This window comes from Bacteroides sp. PHL 2737, assembly GCF_004115325.2.
Taxonomy (GTDB): domain Bacteria; phylum Bacteroidota; class Bacteroidia; order Bacteroidales; family Bacteroidaceae; genus Bacteroides; species Bacteroides hominis.
The window spans coordinates 4,520,476-4,541,459 of the sequence record NZ_CP040630.1; the positions used below are offsets into that span (position 1 = coordinate 4,520,476).

A 20,984-nucleotide genomic window follows, 5' to 3' on the forward strand; every position below is an offset into this window, starting at 1 on the left:
GCATTTGTATCATACCCGACAAAGAAAATCAACATAGTTTTCTTTTTATGGTCTGATATTTTCATCTTTCTACCACTTCACAAAGAAAACCTGCCGACCTGCCTCGTTCCGAAATACAGTTTCCTCTTTTCCTCTTGATAAATTTCGGAGCCAAAGCACTGCATTTTGGGGAATATTATCATAATGCAATGTTAATTCTGTAGCCACTTGCTTACCCAACGAGATCCAACCATTAAATCCATCCTGATAATACAACTCATACTGATCTCCTAACCGAATAAAGTTATCATCGTTACGAGGCATATAGACAATCTTTCCGATCTTTGCCGCTTTCCCTAAATCAAGTGTCACAAAAGCTCCTTTTTCTTTGGTGAGAAAAAAAGTTAGCCCATCGCCATCATTCACTTTTAAACTATCGAACCGGTCATCCGCAATAAAAGTATTACTGCCACCAACAACTTTCGCACAAAGCTTCTCTTGATCATCTGAATTTCGGAACAACTGTAGTTCAGCCAGTTGAAGTGGCTTATCGGGAGGTGATGTGTAACGAATATACCGATACTTCTTTTCCGATGGCGGATAAGCTGCCTGATAGCTTACCTTAGGAGTATCTACTATCTGATACAGCAGGCAAGCATCCGAGAAGTCCAAATGATTAGCCCCTTCTATCTTACTTCCCACCACAGCACTGAGATAATCTTTCAGATATTGCCGTAACAAGAATTTACGATTCAGATCCATACTTTCTTTTTTGGAAAAATCAGGCTTATGATACTTCACCTCTCCCTTTTCATCCACAAGAAAAGGGTATCCGGCCGCTACCCACTTAAGGCCATTAAAATAAAGTGGTTGAAACAAAATGCCCGGTTCCACATTTGTAAATGTAGCTTTGTTTCCTTTCTGCAATGTAATATCTATTGGCATACACCCTTCCAACGTAAACACGCCTAAACAAATGTATTTCTTGTTAACCTGAGAATCAATTTCGATTTCAACCTGGTTTGCCGGAAAATAATCATCAGTCACATCTTTCAGATACGGATCTTTCAGTGGGAACGGAACCGACTGATCACGCCGGATACCCGATATCTTTTCCTGCTGCGCTCCAAAGCATTGCCTGTACACCTTCCCTTTTTCACGTTTATCATTTCCTCCCCGTTCCACTTTAGTCTGAATAAACCAGAAAGGTACATATCCCCCTGTTGTATCCCTCAATACATTCCAGACATGTCCGGCCCCTTTCCCGGGACCATAATGATAAATGTCTGTAGCGGCGGGAATACCCAGAGCACGTAAGACATAAACCGTAAAATCACAAGAAGCCTCACAACTTCCAACCCTATTGGCCAGCAAAAATCCTGCACCCAGATGCGGTAGTTCCAGCTCGACACTATACCTGAAATCTTTTTCCTGACGCAAATAGGTTCCCAAACAATCAGTAGCTTCCACAACATCTGTCCCTTGGTAGAGCGAATCCAATATAGATTCATAACGCTCTTTATACCAACTACGCCACTCCTCTAAAGGTTCATCCCCGACCCGATACGGTAAAATCAACTCGCAAAAATCATCAAACGGCAAATATTTATTCCAAGGTCGTTTTTCCCAAACCTCAAATGCTTGATCAATGTGATGAATCAGGAACTCAGCTCTAATTACCTTAGCATCATATACCCTTTTTAAAGTCCGATAAGAGAAATGCTCCCACTTTTTACGAGCTTCCTTATTTACCCAACCATCCGTATGTACTGTAGCCGCATGAATTGCTTTTAAAGTATCCAACTGCCACCCCTCATAACTAAAATAACGAGGCATATTTTCAATCAGAAATCGTGCGGCATCCTGTTTCAGCCCGCTATCCTTATAGTGTTCCAAAACTTTCTCAAGTTCTCCCCTATTCTCTCCGGCAAACTCCAAAGCATACTTCAGCCGCTTGTTCTCCGTACAAGAACAGCAGACAACAGCACCCAATAATCCGCAAAGCAAATAGGTCTTCATCATAATTTTCTTCTTTCCTGATACCCCAATCATACTATGTTTCATAAAAAGCCGGCTTACAATGAATTGCAGCAAGTTTACCAACTACTCCTAGAAATAAACCATTGAACAAAATCGCCCCCCTTGGTTATTTGTCCACCACAACCCGATCGTCAGCCGGCAATATTTTTACCTTTATTTAGCGTCTCCTTTTATCTTCAGTTGCAAAGGCGAAGATTCCGAATTGCAATAAACCGTGATTGTTTTGTTAAAATGCTCCGGATGCTCAGCTTTATAAGTTACCGCTATATCTATCGATTTTCCTGATTGAACCGGTTCTTTTGAATACTCTACGGTAGTACATCCGCACGAAGTGTTGATATCATCAATCACTAATAGATTCTTACCGGTATTCTGTATAGTAAAAATACATTTTTGTTCTTTCTTCCAATCAAACATACCCAAATCCATAGACAAAGCATCTATCTTCACCTCTGTTTGAGGACATTTTTCATCTGGATGAAATTGGCCGCCGGAAATTATATTCAAAAATAAATCTTTAATTTTAGAATTATGAATGGGGTTACCTATTGCTACAATTTTATTATCTTCATCAAGTAGAAATGTCTGAAGCATCATATCACCAGGAATTTTATTGGTATCATAAAATGTATTTTCCAAATCCAAACAGATTGGATAAGTAAAATTATCATTTTTAAGTGCATAAAAAATATCTTTCTTCATTTTAGGATAAAAAATAAAAAGAAAAGAAGTGTTTTTTTCGGACAGGCTATCAACATCGACAATAAATTGTTTCCATTTAGCTAACTTTAATTTACAGCTAATACAACCAATAGAATCCACATACATTACAATCCTATATTTAGTTTTTGGAATTGTAACATCTATATTTTGACCATCCATATTAAAAAACACTAAACTATCGGGAAGTATAAGATTTTGGCCCACCAAATCCTTAACTATAAAAAGATTTCTTTCTACATTTTGATTTTTACATGAACATACCCCTAATACAAGCGAAATCAACAACAATATGTTATAATATTTCATTTCTAATCTTTTTTATTCCCTACCACCTTTAATGCATAATTTTCTTGTAAAGTATTCAACTGAACCACAGAAGCAACCTCAAAATATCCATTTTTACTAGATGTATCTACAATCATATATATATAAGATGACTCTCCTGTTCTCAGTAAAGAATCTGTAACAAAAACTTTAGTGCAATTACAAGACCGATAGATTTTATTTACTTTTATATCATGAGAACTAACATTGGTAAATTTGAAAGAACATTTCAGTAATGTGTCATTCATAATAGTGCCAACGTCAACTCTTCTTTTATTAAAAATAACCTCATCTTTACTTTTCTGACCAAAACATATACAGATATTCACAAATAAAAAAGTGATAAAACATGAAAAAGTTTTCATTCTATTCGGAATTTATAAAAAACAAAACGTATATCATTCTCTGTTTCTAAAGGTAATTTACGTACTCCATAGTACCAGCCGTTATTGTATCCAAGAAACATAAAGTAATTGGGTACATCTATATCAGCCAACATATTTGAGTTTTGATACAACTGCACTCCTGTTTTTCTTATAATTCTCTCTTTCACATAAGTTCGAATCAACATATTAGTTTCAGGTACATAATCTAATCCAGCACTTGAACCAACAGTCTTATAATCTTTCATAAATGTCTTCCCCTCGTCAAGTTCTGTTGTTTGCGTATAATTACGATCAACATCTCTACCTTCAAACCCCATAGTATAAATAAGTTCATCCGGATACAAATAAACATAAATCAACGAATCCACATAATGATTTACATATACAGTATCTCCTCTCATTGCAAAACGAAAAGATTCAAAATTCGGAATAGGTTTTTCGTGATAAATTTCCGGCATTTTTCCCGTGACACGTTCAACCATCATAGTATTTACGTTCAATTCCCCAAAAATGTGCAATTTATCATAACGATCTGATTCTATCTCTTTCTCCGAAACGAAACGATCTATTAAGTTTACAGGAAAAATTATAATAGAGTCATTTAGATAGTAGAAATCAACTCCATAGTCAGTTAAATACATCATATTATAAGCTCTCGGAGAGTCATAATCTTTACATACTCCATTCCAACCGAAATTAATTCGTCCATGATGAAATAATTCATAATCCTGTTGTTTAAAGGAATGAAGCATTATTGAATTATCAACAATTAAACACTGATCCTTTTTATTTCGAATAGGATAAGCAAACATAAATTCATTTAATTCTCCAGGGCCATTGCCTTTTCTAAAATGTTCAGCAACAAAATCACCAGAATTAGCCTTATAATCATAAAATTTAGAATAATATGTATCAGCAAACGTAATAATAGAGTCAACTAAATAAAAATTTCCCCAACCACTGGTATAACTGGCATCAACAATTACCGAATCCAAATATATTTTCTTATTTAACAGGCTCTCTCCAGAATGAGGAATATTCTTTGCTTGACGACTACATGCAAACAAAAAACAAATAAGCAACAAGAATGCTATTTTTTTCATAATATAAACCAATAACTTTATTTCAAAGACTAAGATTCATATGTTTTTACTATCACATATGAATCTTAGTTCATTATTAACCTACTTGTTTAACGACAATTTCCATCATGATTAGAACAAGGATCAGCTCCACAATAAGCCAGGTTCCCAAGAGCGGAGCAAACATATCTGCCATCTGAAGCCCTACAATAACATTTAACGGTTTCACCACCTCCTTCACCTGTATCGGCCAAAGCCTCTACATTAGCTAAAGTCAAATCAGACAAGGTTGTTTCAGCTTTTTGGTTCTGATAAATGTTATAACCAGCAGACATAATAACAATAGCAATACTCAATGCCACATAAACTCTCTTTTTCATATATATATTCATTTTTACTAACGTAGTTTTGTATATTTCTGTCTCCTTTCTTGGAAGAGCCAGCTCCCTCCAGCAGAAAATCTAAATGCTTCATTTATGTTTTCCATCAGTTTTTTATTATATTTGTGCCTGTTAAACCTCCTTTTCTAAAGGTTGTCAGGAGCGGAGAAATAGCTTCCCTATCGACAAGTCGGCTTTACCCGCTCCTTTTCGAACCTGTTACACTTGACCTTAACTAAAGCGGAACTCCACAATGGGCTGGTCATTATTAACATCTGTCGCTGTAATAGTCTTATTTTTTTCATCTACATGGAAACCTGTGATATAACGATCTAAGGTGTATTTACACAAAGGTTCACCCTCAAGATTAAATACATAAATATACTGTCCACCATCTGTAGCTCTTCCTTCCTTCTGGTGTTGCGCCATGATCTCTTTAAATGTGCGTCCATGAAAAATAGCGTAAATAGCATCATCTGTAACCTGTACATCCGAGAATCCCATGATCCCGTCAGGAATTGCATAGCCACCTGCCAACTTAAATTCCGGCTCTCCTTTTGGACCTTGACAGACTTTATGAGAACCATTTTGAAGATTATAAATTTCAAGAATCTCTCCTAATTGAGTAGCGGCAATCAACACACCATTGTGAGGATTGTAGTCGATAAAACTACGCCAAGCTTGTGCCAAAGCCGGACGAGCTTCCTTCAAGGCTTCTTCATTGGAAGAAGGAATTGTTCCACTTTTCTTCAAGAACTTTCCCTGCCGGTTCACCCAGCAAAAACGACTATCTCCCGAATAGTCGGGAATTAGAAAAGTAGTATCATTGAATGCAACAAAATCGAGAGCACGCAGAATGCTGTCTTTATCGAAAGAGATCGCTTCTGCACGCAGAAGCGAATCTCTATCCGAAACAAACTCAAACCTAGTTAACTCGCCTTTGTTGGCATCTAAAGTCCAATACGAACCATCTATACATTTCACTGTTTCTACTGAAAGCATCTCTTCCGGTGAATCTCCCCGCCTGCCAAACGAAGACAGATAGTGGAAATCAGGGTAATGAAAAAGATGACAATACACATCACTACCATGTAAATCCAAGACGACCGCCTGATCACCGGACACATGAATCCGAAACGGATAACGCATATAAACTGAATCAAGCTGAATCACCTTGGAGTGTAGTGTCTCTTCTTTTGGAAAAGAAGCATATAACATCCTATCTTTTGGAGAATCTGAAGTACATGCAGTAAACGTCAACAGAAAAACGAGAAATGTCAGATAGTATCTCATAGGTCTTAATTAATAATAATATAGTACTTTGGATCCGTCATTGGGACAAACCACTGAACCATATCCGACACACATAGCGGGGGAAGTACCTTCTCCTGTCGCCAATGCCTCTATGTTCATCATTACTAATGATGAAGGATCTTCTCTCTTTTCTCTTATAAATATAGAGACTACAACTACTGTAATAACGACTAATACTGCTAAAATCTTTATTTTCATTTCGCCAATAATTTAATAAATATCAGCAAAGATAAGCGAGCAAATAGAAGCGCACAAATATTCTACGTCAACACTTTTATTGATAACGTCATTTTATTTAATGACGTCTAAATATCAATATATTAAGTTCCAATAAAATAGCAATTGATTTTATCATTAATACGACAAACAAGGTGGTAAATTAAAACTTTTAAAGTAACTTTGCAGCACCAACACAAGATCTGACAATATGAATAAAAGAATATTTTTAGTAATCGGGGTCATCATACTTTTTATTATGATTGCTATAGGTGTTTCAACCTATACAATCATCCACTCTCTTATTCAGAAAGAAAAAGAAACTTTCAGGCCACAAGTCGAAAATGTTCTGAAAGAAGCAGTTATTAACAATACAATTCAGAAGAGCAAATATTTACCTTTAAACGGTTTTAATAACTCACCCAACAAGATAGGCATGTACGAAACTCGTACTTTCTGCTCAAAAGATACCCTGTTTACCTATCAACATAAAATACAGGACATGGATACTGAAATATTCTTCGCACGCCAATTAGGCTTACTTATGATGGACAGTTTACAGAGTACTGACATACAGAACTTAATAGTTGAAAATTTAGACAAAAATGGGATAAAAGGATATATCAATGCCGGTATTATTGTTTCCAAACATTTACAGAGAGAAATATGGAGTCAGCCCCCAAGTAGTATCCCCCACAATGCAGAAATGATTATCTATCGTTTAGAAAATGAAATTGTCAATGTAGATTACATCATGTATATCGACTATAATTTCTCAACTTTGTGGAAGCGAATGCCTAAAACCAATATCTACATCAATTTAATAGTGGAACTGATTCTCATCTACATCATCATTCTGTTTATACGATATCATAGGAAGTATCGAAAAAATACATCAGTACCAGCAGCCGATACAGCAGCGCCTGCACCTCATATCATCGAAACCATACCAGTCGGCAGTAGTGTAGAAACAGAAAAGCAAACTAATTCTACCATAAAAGAAGAGTTATCATTAAAGGATCAATTTGTTTTTGAAAAAGATTTTGTCTTATTCAAAAACCATCCGATCAAAATGCCTAATCAGCAACAAAAAATATTAACTTTTTTCTTAAACAGTCCAAATTACAGAATAAATAAAAGTGATTTAAAGAAAGAATTCTGGCCCCAAAATGCTGATCCAACCAATAATATGACAAGTGCCATCAACAAATTAAAAAGAATTTTGGAAGAAATAGGCAGCAAATATACGATCATAACAGACAAAAAAAACGAAGAATGTTATATATTGGTAGATGACAAAACCACATAAAAACAGGAAGTTAACATTGTAACTTTACGAAGTTAACATCGTAATTGCAAGAAGTTAACTTCGTAAAATTACGATGTTAACTTCTTGTAGACTATCTTATTAATTTCTTCCTCTCCATAAGAACCCTAAAAGCACACAGAATAAAAAATGTGCGAGATACATCACGCACCCCGCACACAGCAACCATTTAAGTATTAAACAATTAAACTAAAAACATATGATAGTACTATATAAAAAAACAAGTCCCAATCCAGTGTTACATCAATGTTAACACCGAGATGAAACTACTCTTAGAATCTTCTCACACATATACTCATTCTCCTGTAGGAGTTTATTAGAGCAACTTTTCAACTCAGACTGCTCCATTTCAAATGCCTTATTTATCGCAATAGATAAATCATATAATGGAAAATACCCTCTATCACTCTGAACAGGTTTTGCAGTAAAACCGGCAACATATTGACTCATAAACGTAGCATCAGTAACTAAACCATTCCAACCATAAGAATCAACAATAATCACAGGCTTATGATTTAAAACAGCTTGAGCAGCGAAAAGTCCATCACTTATGATTAAATCAGCCTTCGAAGCATGCTCCATCACTTCGGAGGTCTGGCATAGCTGCGCTTGGAAAGTTTGTACAACCCGAGTGAAATCACGTAATTTCAAATCGACTACAGACGTAGTACTCCACGTGGAATATCCTTTCAGCAGAGCTAAGACCCTCAATATAGAATGAAACTCATTAACCCAAATCAAAATAGATTTCTTTTCATTATCATTCACATTATTCGTCCATCTGTCACGAGAGGGCAACAAACAAGTATCACCCATTAATTCATTGACTGACAACAAATTGTTTTGCAAATTCATTTCTTTAACACGAACATACTCTTCATCTTTAAAAGTGATAATCAAAGGATAATTTACCCACTCTTGTTCACTTACTTCCGATGTATAGTTCACGTCATACCCCGCACCTTTCAATAAGGAAACCAAGGCTTCCTGATTACCTAATTGCGTATACGTTCTGTCGCATGTTGATAATAAAATTCTCTTCATTATAACAACTATTCTACAATAAACTGTCCATATACATACCCACCAGCTGCATTGGTAAATTCAAGCACATAAGTTCCCGGAGTTAAATCAGCAATAGAGAACGAAGTAACCTGACCGGCAGCTGTTACATCCATAGAAGACGAATAAACTTCTTTTTTAGCATCAGTAATTTCTTTCACTGCAATATCTACATTACCTATAGCCTTTGAGAACTTAATAAATAAGGTAGAACCATCGATATCCGCAGAAATAGGAATAAGTGGATTGATAGAACGATTTCCTTCCTCAATAATTTCTCCATCCAAGATAATAGGTCTACGAAGAACTTCATTTGACATAGCATACATGGATTGTCCAATGAACAATGCCACAATCAATGATAAAATAACACGCAATTTCATATTTTATTTGTTTTGGTTTCGTCAAATATAGCGCATTTGGCTAAGATAGCAAAACAAATCACCCGGACAAATACAACAAGGGTTAATATCACATAAATCACTATATATAAGCAATTTACACAAACAAGCAGAGGCATATACCCGGACAACCAGCATAAAATTGAACTAATATTTCTGCAAGAAATTATCCAAATCATCGGATACTGATAAATTTAATCGTTTTTTCAAACGTCCTTTAGCCTTTGTCACCGACTCAGAAGTCGTTAGAAAAGCGAGTCCCAAAACTTCATGTGTAATGCCAAATTTCAACAAGCAACAAATTTCGATATCATGCTTAGTCAAATTAGGAAATTCCTTTTTAATACGTATAATGAAATCATTGTGTAAAGCATTGGATAGATGAAATAACTTATCCCAATCACCATCCAAAAGTTGTTTTTTATCAGAGGCATTTTCCATGTCCTCTTTCTCTCTCAACATTAGTAGTATACGAAGTCCTTGCATGTAGATAGCATAAAGATCACCATCATCACTATCTGGTATATTCCCCTTCTTCTCAACTAAATGAACAGATAATGTTCTATTCTGATCTTCAAGAACAGACACTTTTCCTTGTAATTCTCCTATCTGATTTCTATAATCTCGTAATGTTTCTTTTTGTAAGTTTCTATAACTATGTATTTGCTCTTGATACATTTCTATCTCGGTAGCATTCTGACGAATCCTTTGGCTAATATCTCTGATTAACTTCTGATTAGTTCGATATTTATAATAAATATATACAATAACCAATATAGCAATAAAGCCTATAAACGAACCGATTAAGAGAATGTTCTTTTTCTCAATACTGGCTTGTAAACTTTCTTTCTGCCATTTTTCACTATCATATTTACTTTGCAAATCAGCCATAGTGTTCCGAGTATCTATATCTTGAGTTAGTAATTGTAATGAATCAGCTATATCTTTATAACCAATGGCTCCTTTAAAATTATTCAATTCTTTTTCCAAATCATATAAACATTCACATGCATCTCTTTTTATAATAAGATTAGAACTTCTAAGACACAATACTAGATATTTCTCTGCATCTTTCAATCTATTCATATATAAATACAGATTTCCCAAAGCCAAATATCCTGAATATAATTTTCCCTGATCTTTTTCTTTTTCTATAAAAGATAAGAAATATTGTTCTGCACCGGCATAATCCTTCGCAGAACGATGAATTACTCCTAATTCTAAAAGTATTGATCCCACAACGGAAGATTTCTTAAGATTTGATATATACAATGCTTTATCATAATAATGGTAAGCACTATCAATTTGATTTTTATATAAAAATCCCCTGCCCAAATTCCTATAAGCATAAATCATATATAAAGAATCTGGTATCGAAGCATAATAATCAAAGGACTCTTTATAATCATTTAGAGCTGTATCAAGCAATTTTTGCCTACGATTTAAGTCTCCAATCTTTTCAGTCACAAGTCCCAGCAACTTAAACTGCTTAGTATTTTGAAGTACATCTTTCGCCTTTAAATAAAATTTCATAGCGTCTTCCACTTTATCAAGACTTTCCATCACTCTTCCATAATAATAGAAAGCTTTTCCTTTGGATACAATATCTTCAGTATAAGATCCATAATAACCAACCGCAAATTTAATGAGGGAATCCGAAGTAAATTTCATGTAATTCTTGTCCATAGCCTGAGTCATTAGCAGGCTATAATCTGCTTGAGCTTTGCCATGAAGGCTTTCAGGAGTTGGGATGTGCTTTAAAATAGTCATAGCACTATCCGGATCAGATTCCATTATTCTCTCAGCTTGAGACAATGATAATACAACTGTATCCGGTGTCGAATGACATGATACAACCAAAAGACCAAATAAAACAACAAAAAGATAACCAAATCGTAAGTGCGTGTTCATTTTCATTAAGTTTTTCGCAAAAATACGGAAAAAACTTAAAGTTTAACGATTTAAAGTTGCATTTTGTTCCATGCGCTGATGCTCTTCAATCAGCTCCATGTTTGATTTCGCTTTTGTAATAAAATCTTTTACTAATTTATTATTTTTAAAAGAATAAGGAGCATCTTTCATGATGTCCTCAATTTGAGGAGTCATAACCGGATAAGGCAAAGTACTGCAAAGCATCATAAATACACTTGGACCTAAAACCGTTTCGTAATTATCGGAAATAAATTTTTTGATAAAACCATTCATATCCTGCATCAACGAATCACCTTCGTGAGTCAGTTGTTCATGAATATCTGCCAAGTCAGCACCATCCATCACCATGCGTGCCTCTTTACGTTGCAACTCTTCTATCTGGATATCTAATGAGTTCTTTTTATCAATAAAAGCATAAAGTGCATTGTTCAAGGAGGTGCCTTTCGCAACCAATTCAGTATTTGTAATTGAAACTTGAATATTACCTTTTTCAATTACCAAAGGCATGATACTCTCGTCGCCAATATAAAGTGTAGCCATCACTACCGAATCCACTTTGCCTTTCATCGAAAACAATCCATGTATCACTTCTGCAGAATCAATATTAAGCCACTCACCGTTCTGAAGCACTTTAATAAAAAGCATCTTACCATCCAGGCTGGTTACAGAAGAGGCGCCTTCAATCTTATACTTACGGCTACAAGAAGTGAAAACAAAAAGCAAAAGTAAAAAAGGCAATACTTTATTCATAGGATACACAACTTTTTCGGTGACAAAGGTACAACGGATTCGTAAGCAAATGAAACATTTTATCAATATTTAAAACTTGTAAGACTCTTTTCTTTAATAATCCTTATAAACATCTATATAAGGACGGATTTTTCATTTACTTTATCTAAATTTGCACTTTCGGAGTTGACAAATAGTCAATGAGTTATTGAATTAGTCAGCCCGTTAACCCGTAAAATTGTAATCGTATAATATAGAAAATGTCTACTACCTACGCACCCTTTGCCAAGCCGCTATACGTAATGCTCAAGCCCGTAGGGGCTGTATGCAACCTTGCATGTGATTATTGTTATTATCTGGAAAAGTCCAGACTTTATCAAGAAAATCCCAAACATGTGATGAGTGATGAATTACTCGAAAAGTTCATCGAACAATACATCAATTCGCAAACTATGCCGCAGGTACTCTTCACCTGGCACGGAGGAGAGACATTGATGCGTCCACTCTCTTTCTATAAGAAAGCGATGGAACTGCAAAAGAAATATGCTCGCGGAAGAAGCATAGACAACTGTATACAGACCAACGGTACTATGCTAACCGACGAGTGGTGCGATTTTTTTCGTGAGAACAATTGGTTGGTAGGAGTTTCGATAGATGGGCCTCAGGAATTTCACGACGAATACCGAAAGAACAAACTTGGAAAGCCATCGTTTGTGAAAGTCATGAATGGTATCAATCTTTTAAAAAAGCATGGAGTAGAATGGAATGCCATGGCGGTAGTGAACGATTTTAATGCAGACTATCCGCTCGACTTTTATCATTTTTTCAAGGAGTTAGATTGCCATTATATTCAGTTTGCCCCAATAGTGGAACGAATTTTTCCCCATAAAGACGGACGCCATCTGGCATCCCTGACACAACGGGAAGATGGAAAAATAGCTGAATTCTCCGTTACTCCTGAACAATGGGGAAACTTTCTCTGTACACTTTTCGACGAGTGGGTGAAAGAAGATGTAGGTAACTATTATATCCAACTTTTCGACTCAACGCTTGCCAACTGGGTAGGAGAACAACCGGGTGTCTGTTCTATGGCAAAAACTTGCGGACATGCCGGTGTAATGGAGTTCAATGGCGATGTATATTCATGTGACCATTTTGTGTTTCCGGAATTCAAATTGGGAAACATTTACAATCAGACTCTGGTAGAAATGATGTACAGCGAACGCCAGACGTCTTTCGGACAAATGAAACAGAATTCACTGCCCACCCAATGCAAGGAATGCGAATTTCTGTTTGCCTGCAATGGCGAATGCCCTAAGAATCGCTTCAGCCGCACAGCAAACGGCGAACCGGGGCTCAACTACCTGTGCAAAGGATATCATCAGTTCTTCAAACATGTGGCTCCTTACATGGACTTTATGAAAAATGAACTAATAAACCAACGTCCGCCCGCTAATGTGATGGACGCTATCAAAGGAAACAAATTGATCATAGATTAAAATAGAAAAGCAACAAATCATACTAATTTTTTAATAAACTAATGAACAGACTCAAACTTTACTTACTGGCGCTGACTGCGTTGGTCGTTTGTTCCGCAAAGGCGGACGAGGGTATGTGGTTACTGCAACTGATGCAGGAACAACACTCTATCGATATGATGAAAAAACAGGGACTGAAACTTGAAGCCCAAGACCTGTATAATCCGAACGGAGTTTCACTGAAAGATGCTGTAGGTATCTTCGGTGGGGGATGTACCGGAGAAATCATTTCACCGGAAGGATTGATATTAACTAACCATCACTGCGGATACGCTTCTATCCAACAACATAGTTCTGTTGAACACGATTATCTGACAGATGGCTTTTGGGCAACCTCAAGAGACAAAGAGCTGCCTACACCGGGGTTAAAGTTTACATTTATCGAACGTATAGAAGACATCACTAATATCGTAAATGCCAAAATCGCTGCAAAAGAAATCACCGAGACAGAATCATTCAGCAGTGCTTTTCTCAATAAACTGGCCAAGGAATTGTTCGAAAAGAGTGACCTGAAAGGAAAAAAAGGAATCGTTCCGCAAGCATTGCCTTTCTATGCCGGAAACAAATTCTACATGTTTTATAAGAAAGTATATCCGGATGTACGCATGGTTGCCGCCCCGCCTTCATCAATCGGCAAGTTCGGCGGAGAAACCGACAACTGGATGTGGCCACGCCATACCGGTGACTTCTCAATGTTCAGAATCTACGCCGATGCCAACGGAGAACCGACAGAATACAATGCTTCCAATGTACCCTTGAAAACTAAAAAGCACCTGAACATTTCTATCAAAGGGCTGAAAGAGGGAGATTATGCAATGATTATGGGATTCCCGGGAAGTACCAGCCGTTACCTCACTGTATCGGAAGTAAAAGAGCGTATGGAAGCAAGCAATGCTCCCCGTATCCGCATCCGCGGCACCCGCCAGGACGTACTGAAAGAAGCCATGAATGCCAGCGACAAAGTACGTATTCAATATGCCAACAAATATGCAGGTTCCAGCAATTATTGGAAAAATTCTATCGGTATGAACAAAGCCATTATCGATAATAATGTTTTAGGCACGAAAGCAGACCAGGAAGCAAAATTTGCACAATTCGCCAAAGAAAAAAATAACACTGACTATATGCAGGTTGTATCTAAGATCAATGAAGCCGTATCAAAAACCTCTCCGATCAAATATCAGCAGACCTGCCTGACCGAAACATTCTTCGGCGGTATTGAATTTGGCAGTCCTTATCTGGTGATGGATAAACTGAAAGAAGCGTTAGAGCAGAAAAACGACTCTAATATTCAGGCTAACATCAAGGTATTAAAAGAGGTGTTTGACAACATCCATAATAAAGATTACGACCACGAAGTAGATCGTAAAGTAGCCAAAGCTTTGCTACCACTTTATGCAGAGATGGTTCCTGCCGGACAGCGTCCGGCTATCTACGAGGTGATTGAAAAAGAATATAAAGGAGACTACAATGCATACGTGGATGCAATGTATGATACTTCAATTTTAGCAAATCAGTCTAATTTTGATAAGTTTATCAAAAAGCCAACTGTAAAGGCAATCGAAAAAGATATAGCCACACAATACTCACGTGCTAAATTTGATAAATATACCGACCTGGCTGCACAGATGGGCAAACTGCCGGAAGAACTGGCTTTATTACATAAAACATATATCCGTGGATTGGGTGAAATGAAATTGCCTACACCATCTTATCCCGATGCAAATTTCACAATCCGACTGACTTACGGAAATGTGAAGCCATATAGCCCCAAAGATGGTGTATATTATAAATATTACACAACAACCGATGGAATCCTTGAAAAAGAGAACCCGGAAGACCGTGAGTTCGTGGTCCCGGCCAAACTGAAAGAGCTGATTGAGAAAAAGGACTTCGGACGCTACGCATTACCGAATGGTGAAATGCCTGTTTGCTTCCTGTCTACTAACGATATTACCGGTGGTAACTCCGGAAGTCCGGTATTGAATGAAAATGGAGAACTGATTGGCTGTGCGTTTGATGGTAACTGGGAGTCACTGAGTGGCGACATCAATTTCGATAACAACCTGCAACGCTGTATCAATCTGGATATTCGCTATGTACTATTTATCCTTGAAAAACTGGGAGGATGCGGACATTTGATTAACGAAATGACGATTGTTGAATAATGATGAAAAAGCAATTATTATCTACTACGTTCGCACTGATGGCACTGACCATCAGTGCCGACGAAGGAATGTGGATGCTTACTGACCTGAAAGCGCAGAATGAAGCTGCCATGATGGACCTTGGATTACAAATCCCCATTGAAGAGGTTTACAATCCGGACGGAATAGCTTTAAAAGATGCTGTTGTGCATTTTGGAGGCGGATGTACCGGTGAAATTATCTCAGCGGAAGGATTGGTACTGACCAACCACCATTGCGGATATGGGGCGATCCAGCAACACAGCAGTGTAGATCATGACTATCTGACAGACGGATTCTGGGCAATGAGCCGAAACGAAGAGTTACCATGCAAAGGACTGACAGTAACCTTTATCGACCGTATTCTCGACGTAACGGACTATGTAAATGAACAGCTCAAAAAAGATGATGATCCTAACGGAGTCAATTATTTGTCTCCCAAATATCTGGCAACGGTTGCCGACCGTTTCGCAAAGGCGGAAAAAATCCAAATCACACCGGCAACACGCCTGGAACTGAAACCGTTTTATGGCGGTAACAAGTACTATCTGTTTGTAAAGACCGTCTACAGTGACATCCGCATGGTAGGTGCTCCTCCCTCCTCTATTGGCAAATTCGGAGCTGACACAGATAACTGGATGTGGCCGCGTCACACAGGAGACTTCTCTTTATTCCGCATTTACGCAGACCCAAGTGGCCAGCCGGCAGAATATTCTAAAGACAACGTGCCCCTACAAGTAAAAAAACACCTGACAATTAGTTTGGCAGGAGTAAAAGAGGGTGACTTCACCTTCGTTATGGGATTTCCCGGACGTAACTGGCGCTACATGATTGCCGACGAAGTAAAAGAACGGATGCAAACCACTAACTTCATGCGCCATCATGTACGCGAAGCAAGACAAGCTGTACTGATGGAACAAATGCTGAAAGATCCTGCGGTGCGCATACATTACGCAAGCAAATATGCCTCTTCAGCTAATTACTGGAAAAATGCCATTGGCATGAACGAAGGGCTTGTTCGCCTGAAAGTGTTGGATACCAAAGAAAAGCAACAAGAACAGTTATTGGCAATGGGACGTGAGAAGAAAGATGATTCTTACCAGAAGGCCTTCGACGAAATACGTTCGATTGTAGCTCACCGCCATGATGCGATGTATCATCAACAGGCTATTAACGAAGCATTGGTAACTGCACTTGATTTTATGAAAATCCCTTCAACCGACGGATTGAAAAAAGCGCTTGAAAGTAAAAATGCTTCAAAAATTAAAGAAGAAACCGATAAACTGAAAATTGCAGCAGATAAATATTTTGCATCTGTCCCTTTCCCGGAAGTAGAACAAATCGTAGGCAAAAAAATGCTCGAAACCTATGCCGGATATATTCCGGAAGATCAACAGATCGGTATTTTCAAAGTAATAAACAGCCGTTTCAAAGGAGATAAGAATGCCTTTATCGATGCTTGCTTCAAGTATTCAATCTTCGGGTCGAAAGAAAACTTCGACAAGTTTATCGCTCGTCCTACCCTGAACAAGCTCGATAAGGACTGGATGGTTCTCTTCAAATACTCCATCACAGACGGATTGCTGCAAACAGCTCTCGCAATGAAAGATGCCAATAAAAACTATGATGCCGCCCACAAAGTATGGGTGAAAGGCATGATGGACATGCGCCAGGCCGCCGGCACACCTATCTATCCGGATGCAAACTCGACTCTCAGATTGACTTATGGTCAGATATTGCCGTACGAACCTGCTGACGGAACAGTATACAACTACTATACGACTCTGAAAGGTGTGATGCAGAAAGAAGATCCTGGCAATTGGGAGTTTGTAGTACCCACCAAACTGAAACAACTATATCAGGCGAAAGACTTCGGACGCTACGCTATGAAAAACGGAGAAATGCCAGTATGTTTCATTGTCAATACAGACAACACAGGAGGAAACTCCGGAAGTCCGGTATTCAATGGAAAAGGTCAACTGATTGGTACCGGATTCGACCGTAATTATGAAGGTTTGACAGGAGATATTGCTTTCCGTCCTTCTTCACAACGTGCAGCAGTGGTTGACATCCGCTATACTCTATTTATTATTGATAAATATGCAGGCGCTTCACATATCATCAAAGAACTCGATATTGTGGAATAATATAAAAAGAGAGTGCACTTCACTTAAAGTGTACTCTCTTTCTTTAAAATATCAATGGAAGTATTTCTCAATAAAATTCTTCACTCCCACTGATTACCTGATAGCTTCAGACAAAATCTTCTACCAAATACATCTCTTCAACCATATCTTCCATGGTTTGTTCCAGATTTATTACCGCTTCTTCAGGTGAATCACCATACGCATTACACTGCATACTTACAGTAAGCCAGGCATAATAACCTCCATCGGATGTACGTTCAAGCACATAATCAGTTTTATTCAATTTCATATCGGAAAATAATTAGTTAATGTAGGTACAGTAATGACCGACTGCTGGTCGATAAGTCGTTCGAGTTCTCCTATAATCTGCCGCTCACTACTACGGGCCCAACGAATAAACTCTTTGTTGGGAACATACGTCCCGGCAAAACGTAGCAACGACTCCAAATCAAAAGATTCGCCAATAATTCCGGCACCGGACCGGTAAGCATCATAGGCATTGCAATCCTGTTCGATATGGGCAGGTACCATCAGTACAGGTTTTCCCAAATACATTGCCTCACAAATAGATTCAAAACCGGCCGTACTGGCATATGCTCTGCAACCGGCCATTCGGTTGAGGAATTTCACATCATCAATCTGATGGAAACTTAGGGTAGCATCTACCTTGATTACCTCGTCAACATCCTGTTTATCCCAGAAAAAATGCATAGGTACTTCAGGATGTAAGACATGAAAGGCTTCTACACTATCTGCAAAACCGGAATTAACCATATATCCGTGAATATAATTGCCTTGTTCCGGTTGGATGGCAGTCACTTCCCTACGAAGCAGAGGAGGAACGACGGTTATACCTTCTGCCCGGTCCGGATTCATCTTATGGAAAGAAAGCGCTAACCGCCTATTGGCACGCAGACTCGTCAAACGTGTAAAAAAGCGAAGTATGGAAAGTTGGATCATAGATTTCCGTGGAAACTCAAAGTTTTTATGCAAGAACAGATATTGATGCCCAACGCAGACATAAGGAACAGAGGGACGGAAGAGTGCGTAGGTAAGTCCAGTCAGAAGTTCGTAGAAGTTGATCACGACTTCCGCCCCTGTTTCCTTAATACGCTGATCGATATAACACATGCTGCGAAAGTATTCCGGTGTACGTATCAGGTTATAAACAAAACTCTTTTTCAGATTAGCCCGCTTATTTTCAGTGGTAGGCAAAAAATTCGGACTGGTGAAGCGCTTTACGGGTGCCTGAATACTCCGGTTAAAGAAACCGGGCAAAGTACGTGATGAACTTTTCCCGACAAGTACTTCCACTACTTCGTGTCCATTACGCAACAACATATCTTCCAGAGTAATGGCTTGGGTAAAATGTCCCCTCCCCTCTCCTTGAACGATAAACAAAAATTTCATGATGCTTTAGTTATTGGTGTAGTTTTTTTCTCTTTGTTATTATTTTCTTTCAATAGTTCACTATCAAAATAACGGATAGTCCAGTTTCCTTCTTCATCTTCTGTCAAAGCCGAAAGTGTTTCTACCCAGTCACCCGAATTAAGATAATGAATACCATCACAATAAGTATTGGCAGGGTGATGAATATGCCCGCATATCACCCCATCACACCTTTTAACTTTTGCCAGTCCTACAAGCTCTTTTTCAAAATCAGAAATATAAGAAACAGCGGTCTTCACTTTATTCTTGATAGATTGAGAAAGAGAATAATAAGGCTTACCCTGCTTCATTCTGCGGGCGTTATAAACTTTATTCAACCACAACAGAAAAGTATATCCAGTGTCTCCCAGTTTCGCCAACCACTTCATTTGGGTGGTCACTGTATCGAAAATATCTCCATGGGTCACATAATAACGTTTGCCATGACTCTCATAGATGCAGTCTTTCACAATTTGGACATTATAAAAGTTCAAAGGTGCCAGATTATCCAGAAAGTCATCATGATTGCCACGAACATAAATCACCTGTGTTCCGAAATTCTCCATCATTTTCATAATCACTTTAAAGAAGTCCGTATGTTTAGCTTTCCATTTTCCCAAACCGCTTTTCTGTAAATGCCATCCATCGATGATATCACCATTCAGGATCAGGCGGTCACAATTAATCGATTTCAAAAAGTGAGTAACCTCTTCTGTTTTGGAATGCTGTGTTCCCAGATGAATATCCGAAAGAACTACTGTGGGATAATACGTGCGTAAATGCATAACTTTTTGTTTTTTCGTTACGCAAAGATCCTGTTTTCAGATTACAGGAGGATGAATGCAAGGTTACTATATGATGAACAAAATCGGGGTTTCTCTGTTATTATAATAAAACAAATAGCTATATTTGCCCTGTCTAAACGAGGGCTTATATTTATCAAAAGAAAGGAAAAAATTATGGAAAAATTCGAAGATTTGATACAGTCACAAAGTCCCGTTTTAGTAGATTTTTTTGCAGAATGGTGTGGACCTTGCAAAGCAATGAAACCGATTCTTGAAGATTTGAAACAACAGATAGGAGAAAAAGCCCGCATTGTAAAAATAGATGTGGATACCCATGAGGACTTGGCGGTAAAATACAGAATCCAGGCAGTGCCTACTTTCATCCTTTTCAAAACGGGAGAAGCAGTCTGGAGACATTCCGGTATGATCCAAGGTAGCGAACTGAAAGGAGTTATTGAACAATACACAATAAAAGACAAAGAATGAAGAAAGTATTATCATTAGTAGCTTTGGCCATGATCAGCACCATTATGTTTGCTGTAAACGATGGAGCCAAGACAAATCAAAACAAAAAGGAAGCAAAAAGCGGTGAAGTCATTGTGATGAATAAAGAGATGTTTATCAACGATGTGTTTGATTACCAAAACTCAAAAGAGTGGAAATACAAAGGTGATAAACCTGCTATCATCGACTTATATGCCGATTGGTGTGGTCCTTGCCGCATGACAGCCCCTATCATGAAATCGCTTGCTAAAGAGTATGACGGGAAGATCGTGATATATAAAGTGAATGTAGATAAAGAAAAAGAATTGGCTGCCCTGTTCAATGCAACAAGCATTCCTCTTTTTGTATTTATTCCCATGGAAGGCGAACCTCAATTGTTCCGTGGAGCAGCAGATAAAGCCACTTATAAAAAAGCAATAGACGAATTTTTGCTGAAACAGAAATAAAGTTTTAATAAAAAACATGATAAAAGGGTATGGTGCCGTCTTTGGCAAACCATAC

General features: G+C 37.8%; 20 protein-coding genes. 6 read left to right on the plus strand and 14 right to left on the minus strand.

Annotation, left to right across the window (positions count from 1 at the left end; translation table 11 throughout):
• Positions 1 to 69: 69 nt before the first annotated feature.
• The 7 genes from DBK98_RS18760 to DBK98_RS18790 all read right to left on the minus strand — a co-directional run bounded on the left by DBK98_RS18760 (position 70) and on the right by DBK98_RS18790 (position 6,426).
• Positions 70 to 2,031 (minus strand): hypothetical protein, encoded by a 1,962-nt coding sequence (locus DBK98_RS18760; RefSeq protein WP_032535767.1) that lies wholly within the window; start codon positions 2,029 to 2,031, stop codon positions 70 to 72.
• Between the two features lie 141 nt (positions 2,032 to 2,172).
• Entirely contained in the window at positions 2,173 to 3,048 is an 876-nt protein-coding gene (locus tag DBK98_RS18765) for a DUF1573 domain-containing protein (protein ID WP_032535765.1), read from the minus strand.
• Between the two features lie 2 nt (positions 3,049 to 3,050).
• Positions 3,051 to 3,431, minus strand: a complete 381-nt coding sequence (locus DBK98_RS18770; RefSeq protein ID WP_080714500.1) for a DUF1573 domain-containing protein — start codon at positions 3,429 to 3,431, stop codon at positions 3,051 to 3,053.
• Positions 3,428 to 4,555: a hypothetical protein gene (locus tag DBK98_RS18775; protein WP_215907879.1), complete on the minus strand. Its 1,128-nt coding sequence runs from the start codon at positions 4,553 to 4,555 to the stop codon at positions 3,428 to 3,430. The genes DBK98_RS18770 and DBK98_RS18775 overlap by 4 nt, the downstream gene beginning before the upstream one ends.
• Positions 4,556 to 4,644: 89 nt before the next feature.
• Positions 4,645 to 4,914, minus strand: coding sequence for an NVEALA domain-containing protein (locus DBK98_RS18780; protein WP_032529686.1), 270 nt, complete (start codon positions 4,912 to 4,914; stop codon positions 4,645 to 4,647).
• A gap of 231 nt (positions 4,915 to 5,145) precedes the next feature.
• Complete coding sequence (locus tag DBK98_RS18785; protein ID WP_005807418.1) at positions 5,146 to 6,207, minus strand: TolB-like 6-bladed beta-propeller domain-containing protein; 1,062 nt, start codon at positions 6,205 to 6,207, stop codon at positions 5,146 to 5,148.
• A gap of 9 nt (positions 6,208 to 6,216) precedes the next feature.
• Positions 6,217 to 6,426 (minus strand): NVEALA domain-containing protein, encoded by a 210-nt coding sequence (locus DBK98_RS18790; protein WP_005807419.1) that lies wholly within the window; start codon positions 6,424 to 6,426, stop codon positions 6,217 to 6,219.
• 229 nt (positions 6,427 to 6,655) lie between these two features.
• Between DBK98_RS18790 and DBK98_RS18795 the strand changes: the two genes are divergently transcribed.
• Positions 6,656 to 7,753 carry a helix-turn-helix domain-containing protein gene (locus tag DBK98_RS18795; RefSeq protein ID WP_033572594.1) on the plus strand — a complete coding sequence of 366 codons (1,098 nt, stop codon included), beginning with the start codon at positions 6,656 to 6,658 and terminating at the stop codon, positions 7,751 to 7,753.
• Between the two features lie 267 nt (positions 7,754 to 8,020).
• Here the strand turns inward: DBK98_RS18795 and DBK98_RS18800 are convergent, their stop codons facing one another.
• The 4 genes from DBK98_RS18800 to DBK98_RS18815 form a co-directional block, all read right to left on the minus strand.
• Positions 8,021 to 8,815, minus strand: a complete 795-nt coding sequence (locus tag DBK98_RS18800; protein ID WP_032535762.1) for a hypothetical protein — start codon at positions 8,813 to 8,815, stop codon at positions 8,021 to 8,023.
• Positions 8,816 to 8,823: 8 nt separating this feature from the next.
• On the minus strand, positions 8,824 to 9,216 hold the full coding sequence (locus tag DBK98_RS18805) for a DUF3244 domain-containing protein (protein ID WP_032535761.1): 393 nt from the start codon (positions 9,214 to 9,216) through the stop codon (positions 8,824 to 8,826).
• Positions 9,217 to 9,381: 165 nt separating this feature from the next.
• Positions 9,382 to 11,145 carry a tPR-repeat-containing protein gene (locus DBK98_RS18810; protein ID WP_022012467.1) on the minus strand — a complete coding sequence of 588 codons (1,764 nt, stop codon included), beginning with the start codon at positions 11,143 to 11,145 and terminating at the stop codon, positions 9,382 to 9,384.
• 42 nt (positions 11,146 to 11,187) lie between these two features.
• Entirely contained in the window at positions 11,188 to 11,916 is a 729-nt protein-coding gene (locus tag DBK98_RS18815) for a DUF4369 domain-containing protein (protein WP_005807430.1), read from the minus strand.
• A gap of 239 nt (positions 11,917 to 12,155) precedes the next feature.
• Here DBK98_RS18815 and DBK98_RS18820 point away from each other — a divergent pair, with 239 nt between their 5' ends.
• The 3 genes from DBK98_RS18820 to DBK98_RS18830 are packed head-to-tail and all read left to right on the plus strand — an operon-like array spanning position 12,156 to position 17,766.
• Positions 12,156 to 13,394: an anaerobic sulfatase-maturation protein gene (locus DBK98_RS18820; protein ID WP_032530728.1), complete on the plus strand. Its 1,239-nt coding sequence runs from the start codon at positions 12,156 to 12,158 to the stop codon at positions 13,392 to 13,394.
• 41 nt (positions 13,395 to 13,435) lie between these two features.
• Positions 13,436 to 15,601, plus strand: a complete 2,166-nt coding sequence (locus DBK98_RS18825; RefSeq protein ID WP_022012469.1) for a S46 family peptidase — start codon at positions 13,436 to 13,438, stop codon at positions 15,599 to 15,601.
• 2 nt (positions 15,602 to 15,603) lie between these two features.
• Positions 15,604 to 17,766, plus strand: coding sequence for a S46 family peptidase (locus tag DBK98_RS18830; protein WP_032535759.1), 2,163 nt, complete (start codon positions 15,604 to 15,606; stop codon positions 17,764 to 17,766).
• A gap of 106 nt (positions 17,767 to 17,872) precedes the next feature.
• Here DBK98_RS18830 and DBK98_RS18835 read toward each other — a convergent pair whose 3' ends face one another.
• From DBK98_RS18835 to DBK98_RS18845, 3 genes are read right to left on the minus strand one after another with little or no spacing between them, the layout of a single operon-like run.
• Positions 17,873 to 18,055 carry a type II toxin-antitoxin system HicB family antitoxin gene (locus DBK98_RS18835; RefSeq protein ID WP_005780291.1) on the minus strand — a complete coding sequence of 61 codons (183 nt, stop codon included), beginning with the start codon at positions 18,053 to 18,055 and terminating at the stop codon, positions 17,873 to 17,875.
• Positions 18,052 to 19,176 (minus strand): glycosyltransferase family protein, encoded by a 1,125-nt coding sequence (locus DBK98_RS18840; protein WP_005780293.1) that lies wholly within the window; start codon positions 19,174 to 19,176, stop codon positions 18,052 to 18,054. Before DBK98_RS18840 ends, DBK98_RS18835 begins: the two co-directional genes overlap by 4 nt.
• Entirely contained in the window at positions 19,173 to 19,979 is an 807-nt protein-coding gene (locus DBK98_RS18845) for a UDP-2,3-diacylglucosamine diphosphatase (RefSeq protein WP_005780295.1), read from the minus strand. Before DBK98_RS18845 ends, DBK98_RS18840 begins: the two co-directional genes overlap by 4 nt.
• A 174-nt stretch (positions 19,980 to 20,153) precedes the next feature.
• On the opposite strand from DBK98_RS18845, the gene trxA reads away from it, so the two are divergent.
• Both trxA and DBK98_RS18855 read left to right on the plus strand, forming a co-directional pair.
• The gene (gene trxA, locus DBK98_RS18850) at positions 20,154 to 20,465 is read left to right on the plus strand and encodes a thioredoxin (protein ID WP_005807441.1); all 312 of its coding nucleotides are present in this window, start codon (positions 20,154 to 20,156) and stop codon (positions 20,463 to 20,465) included.
• A complete protein-coding gene (locus DBK98_RS18855) occupies positions 20,462 to 20,929 on the plus strand; it encodes a co-chaperone YbbN (RefSeq protein ID WP_005780298.1) in 468 nt (155 codons plus the stop codon). The genes trxA and DBK98_RS18855 overlap by 4 nt, the downstream gene beginning before the upstream one ends.
• Positions 20,930 to 20,984 lie beyond the last annotated feature (55 nt).

What these genes read in the sequence shown, in the direction of transcription:
- DBK98_RS18760 (WP_032535767.1), bottom strand. Translation starts at nt 2,031, where the DNA reads ATGATTGGGGTATCAGGAAAGAAGAAAATTATGATGAAGACCTATTTG.
- DBK98_RS18765 (WP_032535765.1), bottom strand. Translation starts at nt 3,048, where the DNA reads ATGAAATATTATAACATATTGTTGTTGATTTCGCTTGTATTAGGGGTA.
- DBK98_RS18770 (WP_080714500.1), bottom strand. Translation starts at nt 3,431, where the DNA reads ATGAAAACTTTTTCATGTTTTATCACTTTTTTATTTGTGAATATCTGT.
- DBK98_RS18775 (WP_215907879.1), bottom strand. Translation starts at nt 4,555, where the DNA reads ATGAAAAAAATAGCATTCTTGTTGCTTATTTGTTTTTTGTTTGCATGT.
- DBK98_RS18780 (WP_032529686.1), bottom strand. Translation starts at nt 4,914, where the DNA reads ATGAAAAAGAGAGTTTATGTGGCATTGAGTATTGCTATTGTTATTATG.
- DBK98_RS18785 (WP_005807418.1), bottom strand. Translation starts at nt 6,207, where the DNA reads ATGAGATACTATCTGACATTTCTCGTTTTTCTGTTGACGTTTACTGCA.
- DBK98_RS18790 (WP_005807419.1), bottom strand. Translation starts at nt 6,426, where the DNA reads ATGAAAATAAAGATTTTAGCAGTATTAGTCGTTATTACAGTAGTTGTA.
- DBK98_RS18795 (WP_033572594.1), top strand. Translation starts at nt 6,656, where the DNA reads ATGAATAAAAGAATATTTTTAGTAATCGGGGTCATCATACTTTTTATT.
- DBK98_RS18800 (WP_032535762.1), bottom strand. Translation starts at nt 8,815, where the DNA reads ATGAAGAGAATTTTATTATCAACATGCGACAGAACGTATACGCAATTA.
- DBK98_RS18805 (WP_032535761.1), bottom strand. Translation starts at nt 9,216, where the DNA reads ATGAAATTGCGTGTTATTTTATCATTGATTGTGGCATTGTTCATTGGA.
- DBK98_RS18810 (WP_022012467.1), bottom strand. Translation starts at nt 11,145, where the DNA reads ATGAACACGCACTTACGATTTGGTTATCTTTTTGTTGTTTTATTTGGT.
- DBK98_RS18815 (WP_005807430.1), bottom strand. Translation starts at nt 11,916, where the DNA reads ATGAATAAAGTATTGCCTTTTTTACTTTTGCTTTTTGTTTTCACTTCT.
- DBK98_RS18820 (WP_032530728.1), top strand. Translation starts at nt 12,156, where the DNA reads ATGTCTACTACCTACGCACCCTTTGCCAAGCCGCTATACGTAATGCTC.
- DBK98_RS18825 (WP_022012469.1), top strand. Translation starts at nt 13,436, where the DNA reads ATGAACAGACTCAAACTTTACTTACTGGCGCTGACTGCGTTGGTCGTT.
- DBK98_RS18830 (WP_032535759.1), top strand. Translation starts at nt 15,604, where the DNA reads ATGAAAAAGCAATTATTATCTACTACGTTCGCACTGATGGCACTGACC.
- DBK98_RS18835 (WP_005780291.1), bottom strand. Translation starts at nt 18,055, where the DNA reads ATGAAATTGAATAAAACTGATTATGTGCTTGAACGTACATCCGATGGA.
- DBK98_RS18840 (WP_005780293.1), bottom strand. Translation starts at nt 19,176, where the DNA reads ATGAAATTTTTGTTTATCGTTCAAGGAGAGGGGAGGGGACATTTTACC.
- DBK98_RS18845 (WP_005780295.1), bottom strand. Translation starts at nt 19,979, where the DNA reads ATGCATTTACGCACGTATTATCCCACAGTAGTTCTTTCGGATATTCAT.
- trxA (WP_005807441.1), top strand. Translation starts at nt 20,154, where the DNA reads ATGGAAAAATTCGAAGATTTGATACAGTCACAAAGTCCCGTTTTAGTA.
- DBK98_RS18855 (WP_005780298.1), top strand. Translation starts at nt 20,462, where the DNA reads ATGAAGAAAGTATTATCATTAGTAGCTTTGGCCATGATCAGCACCATT.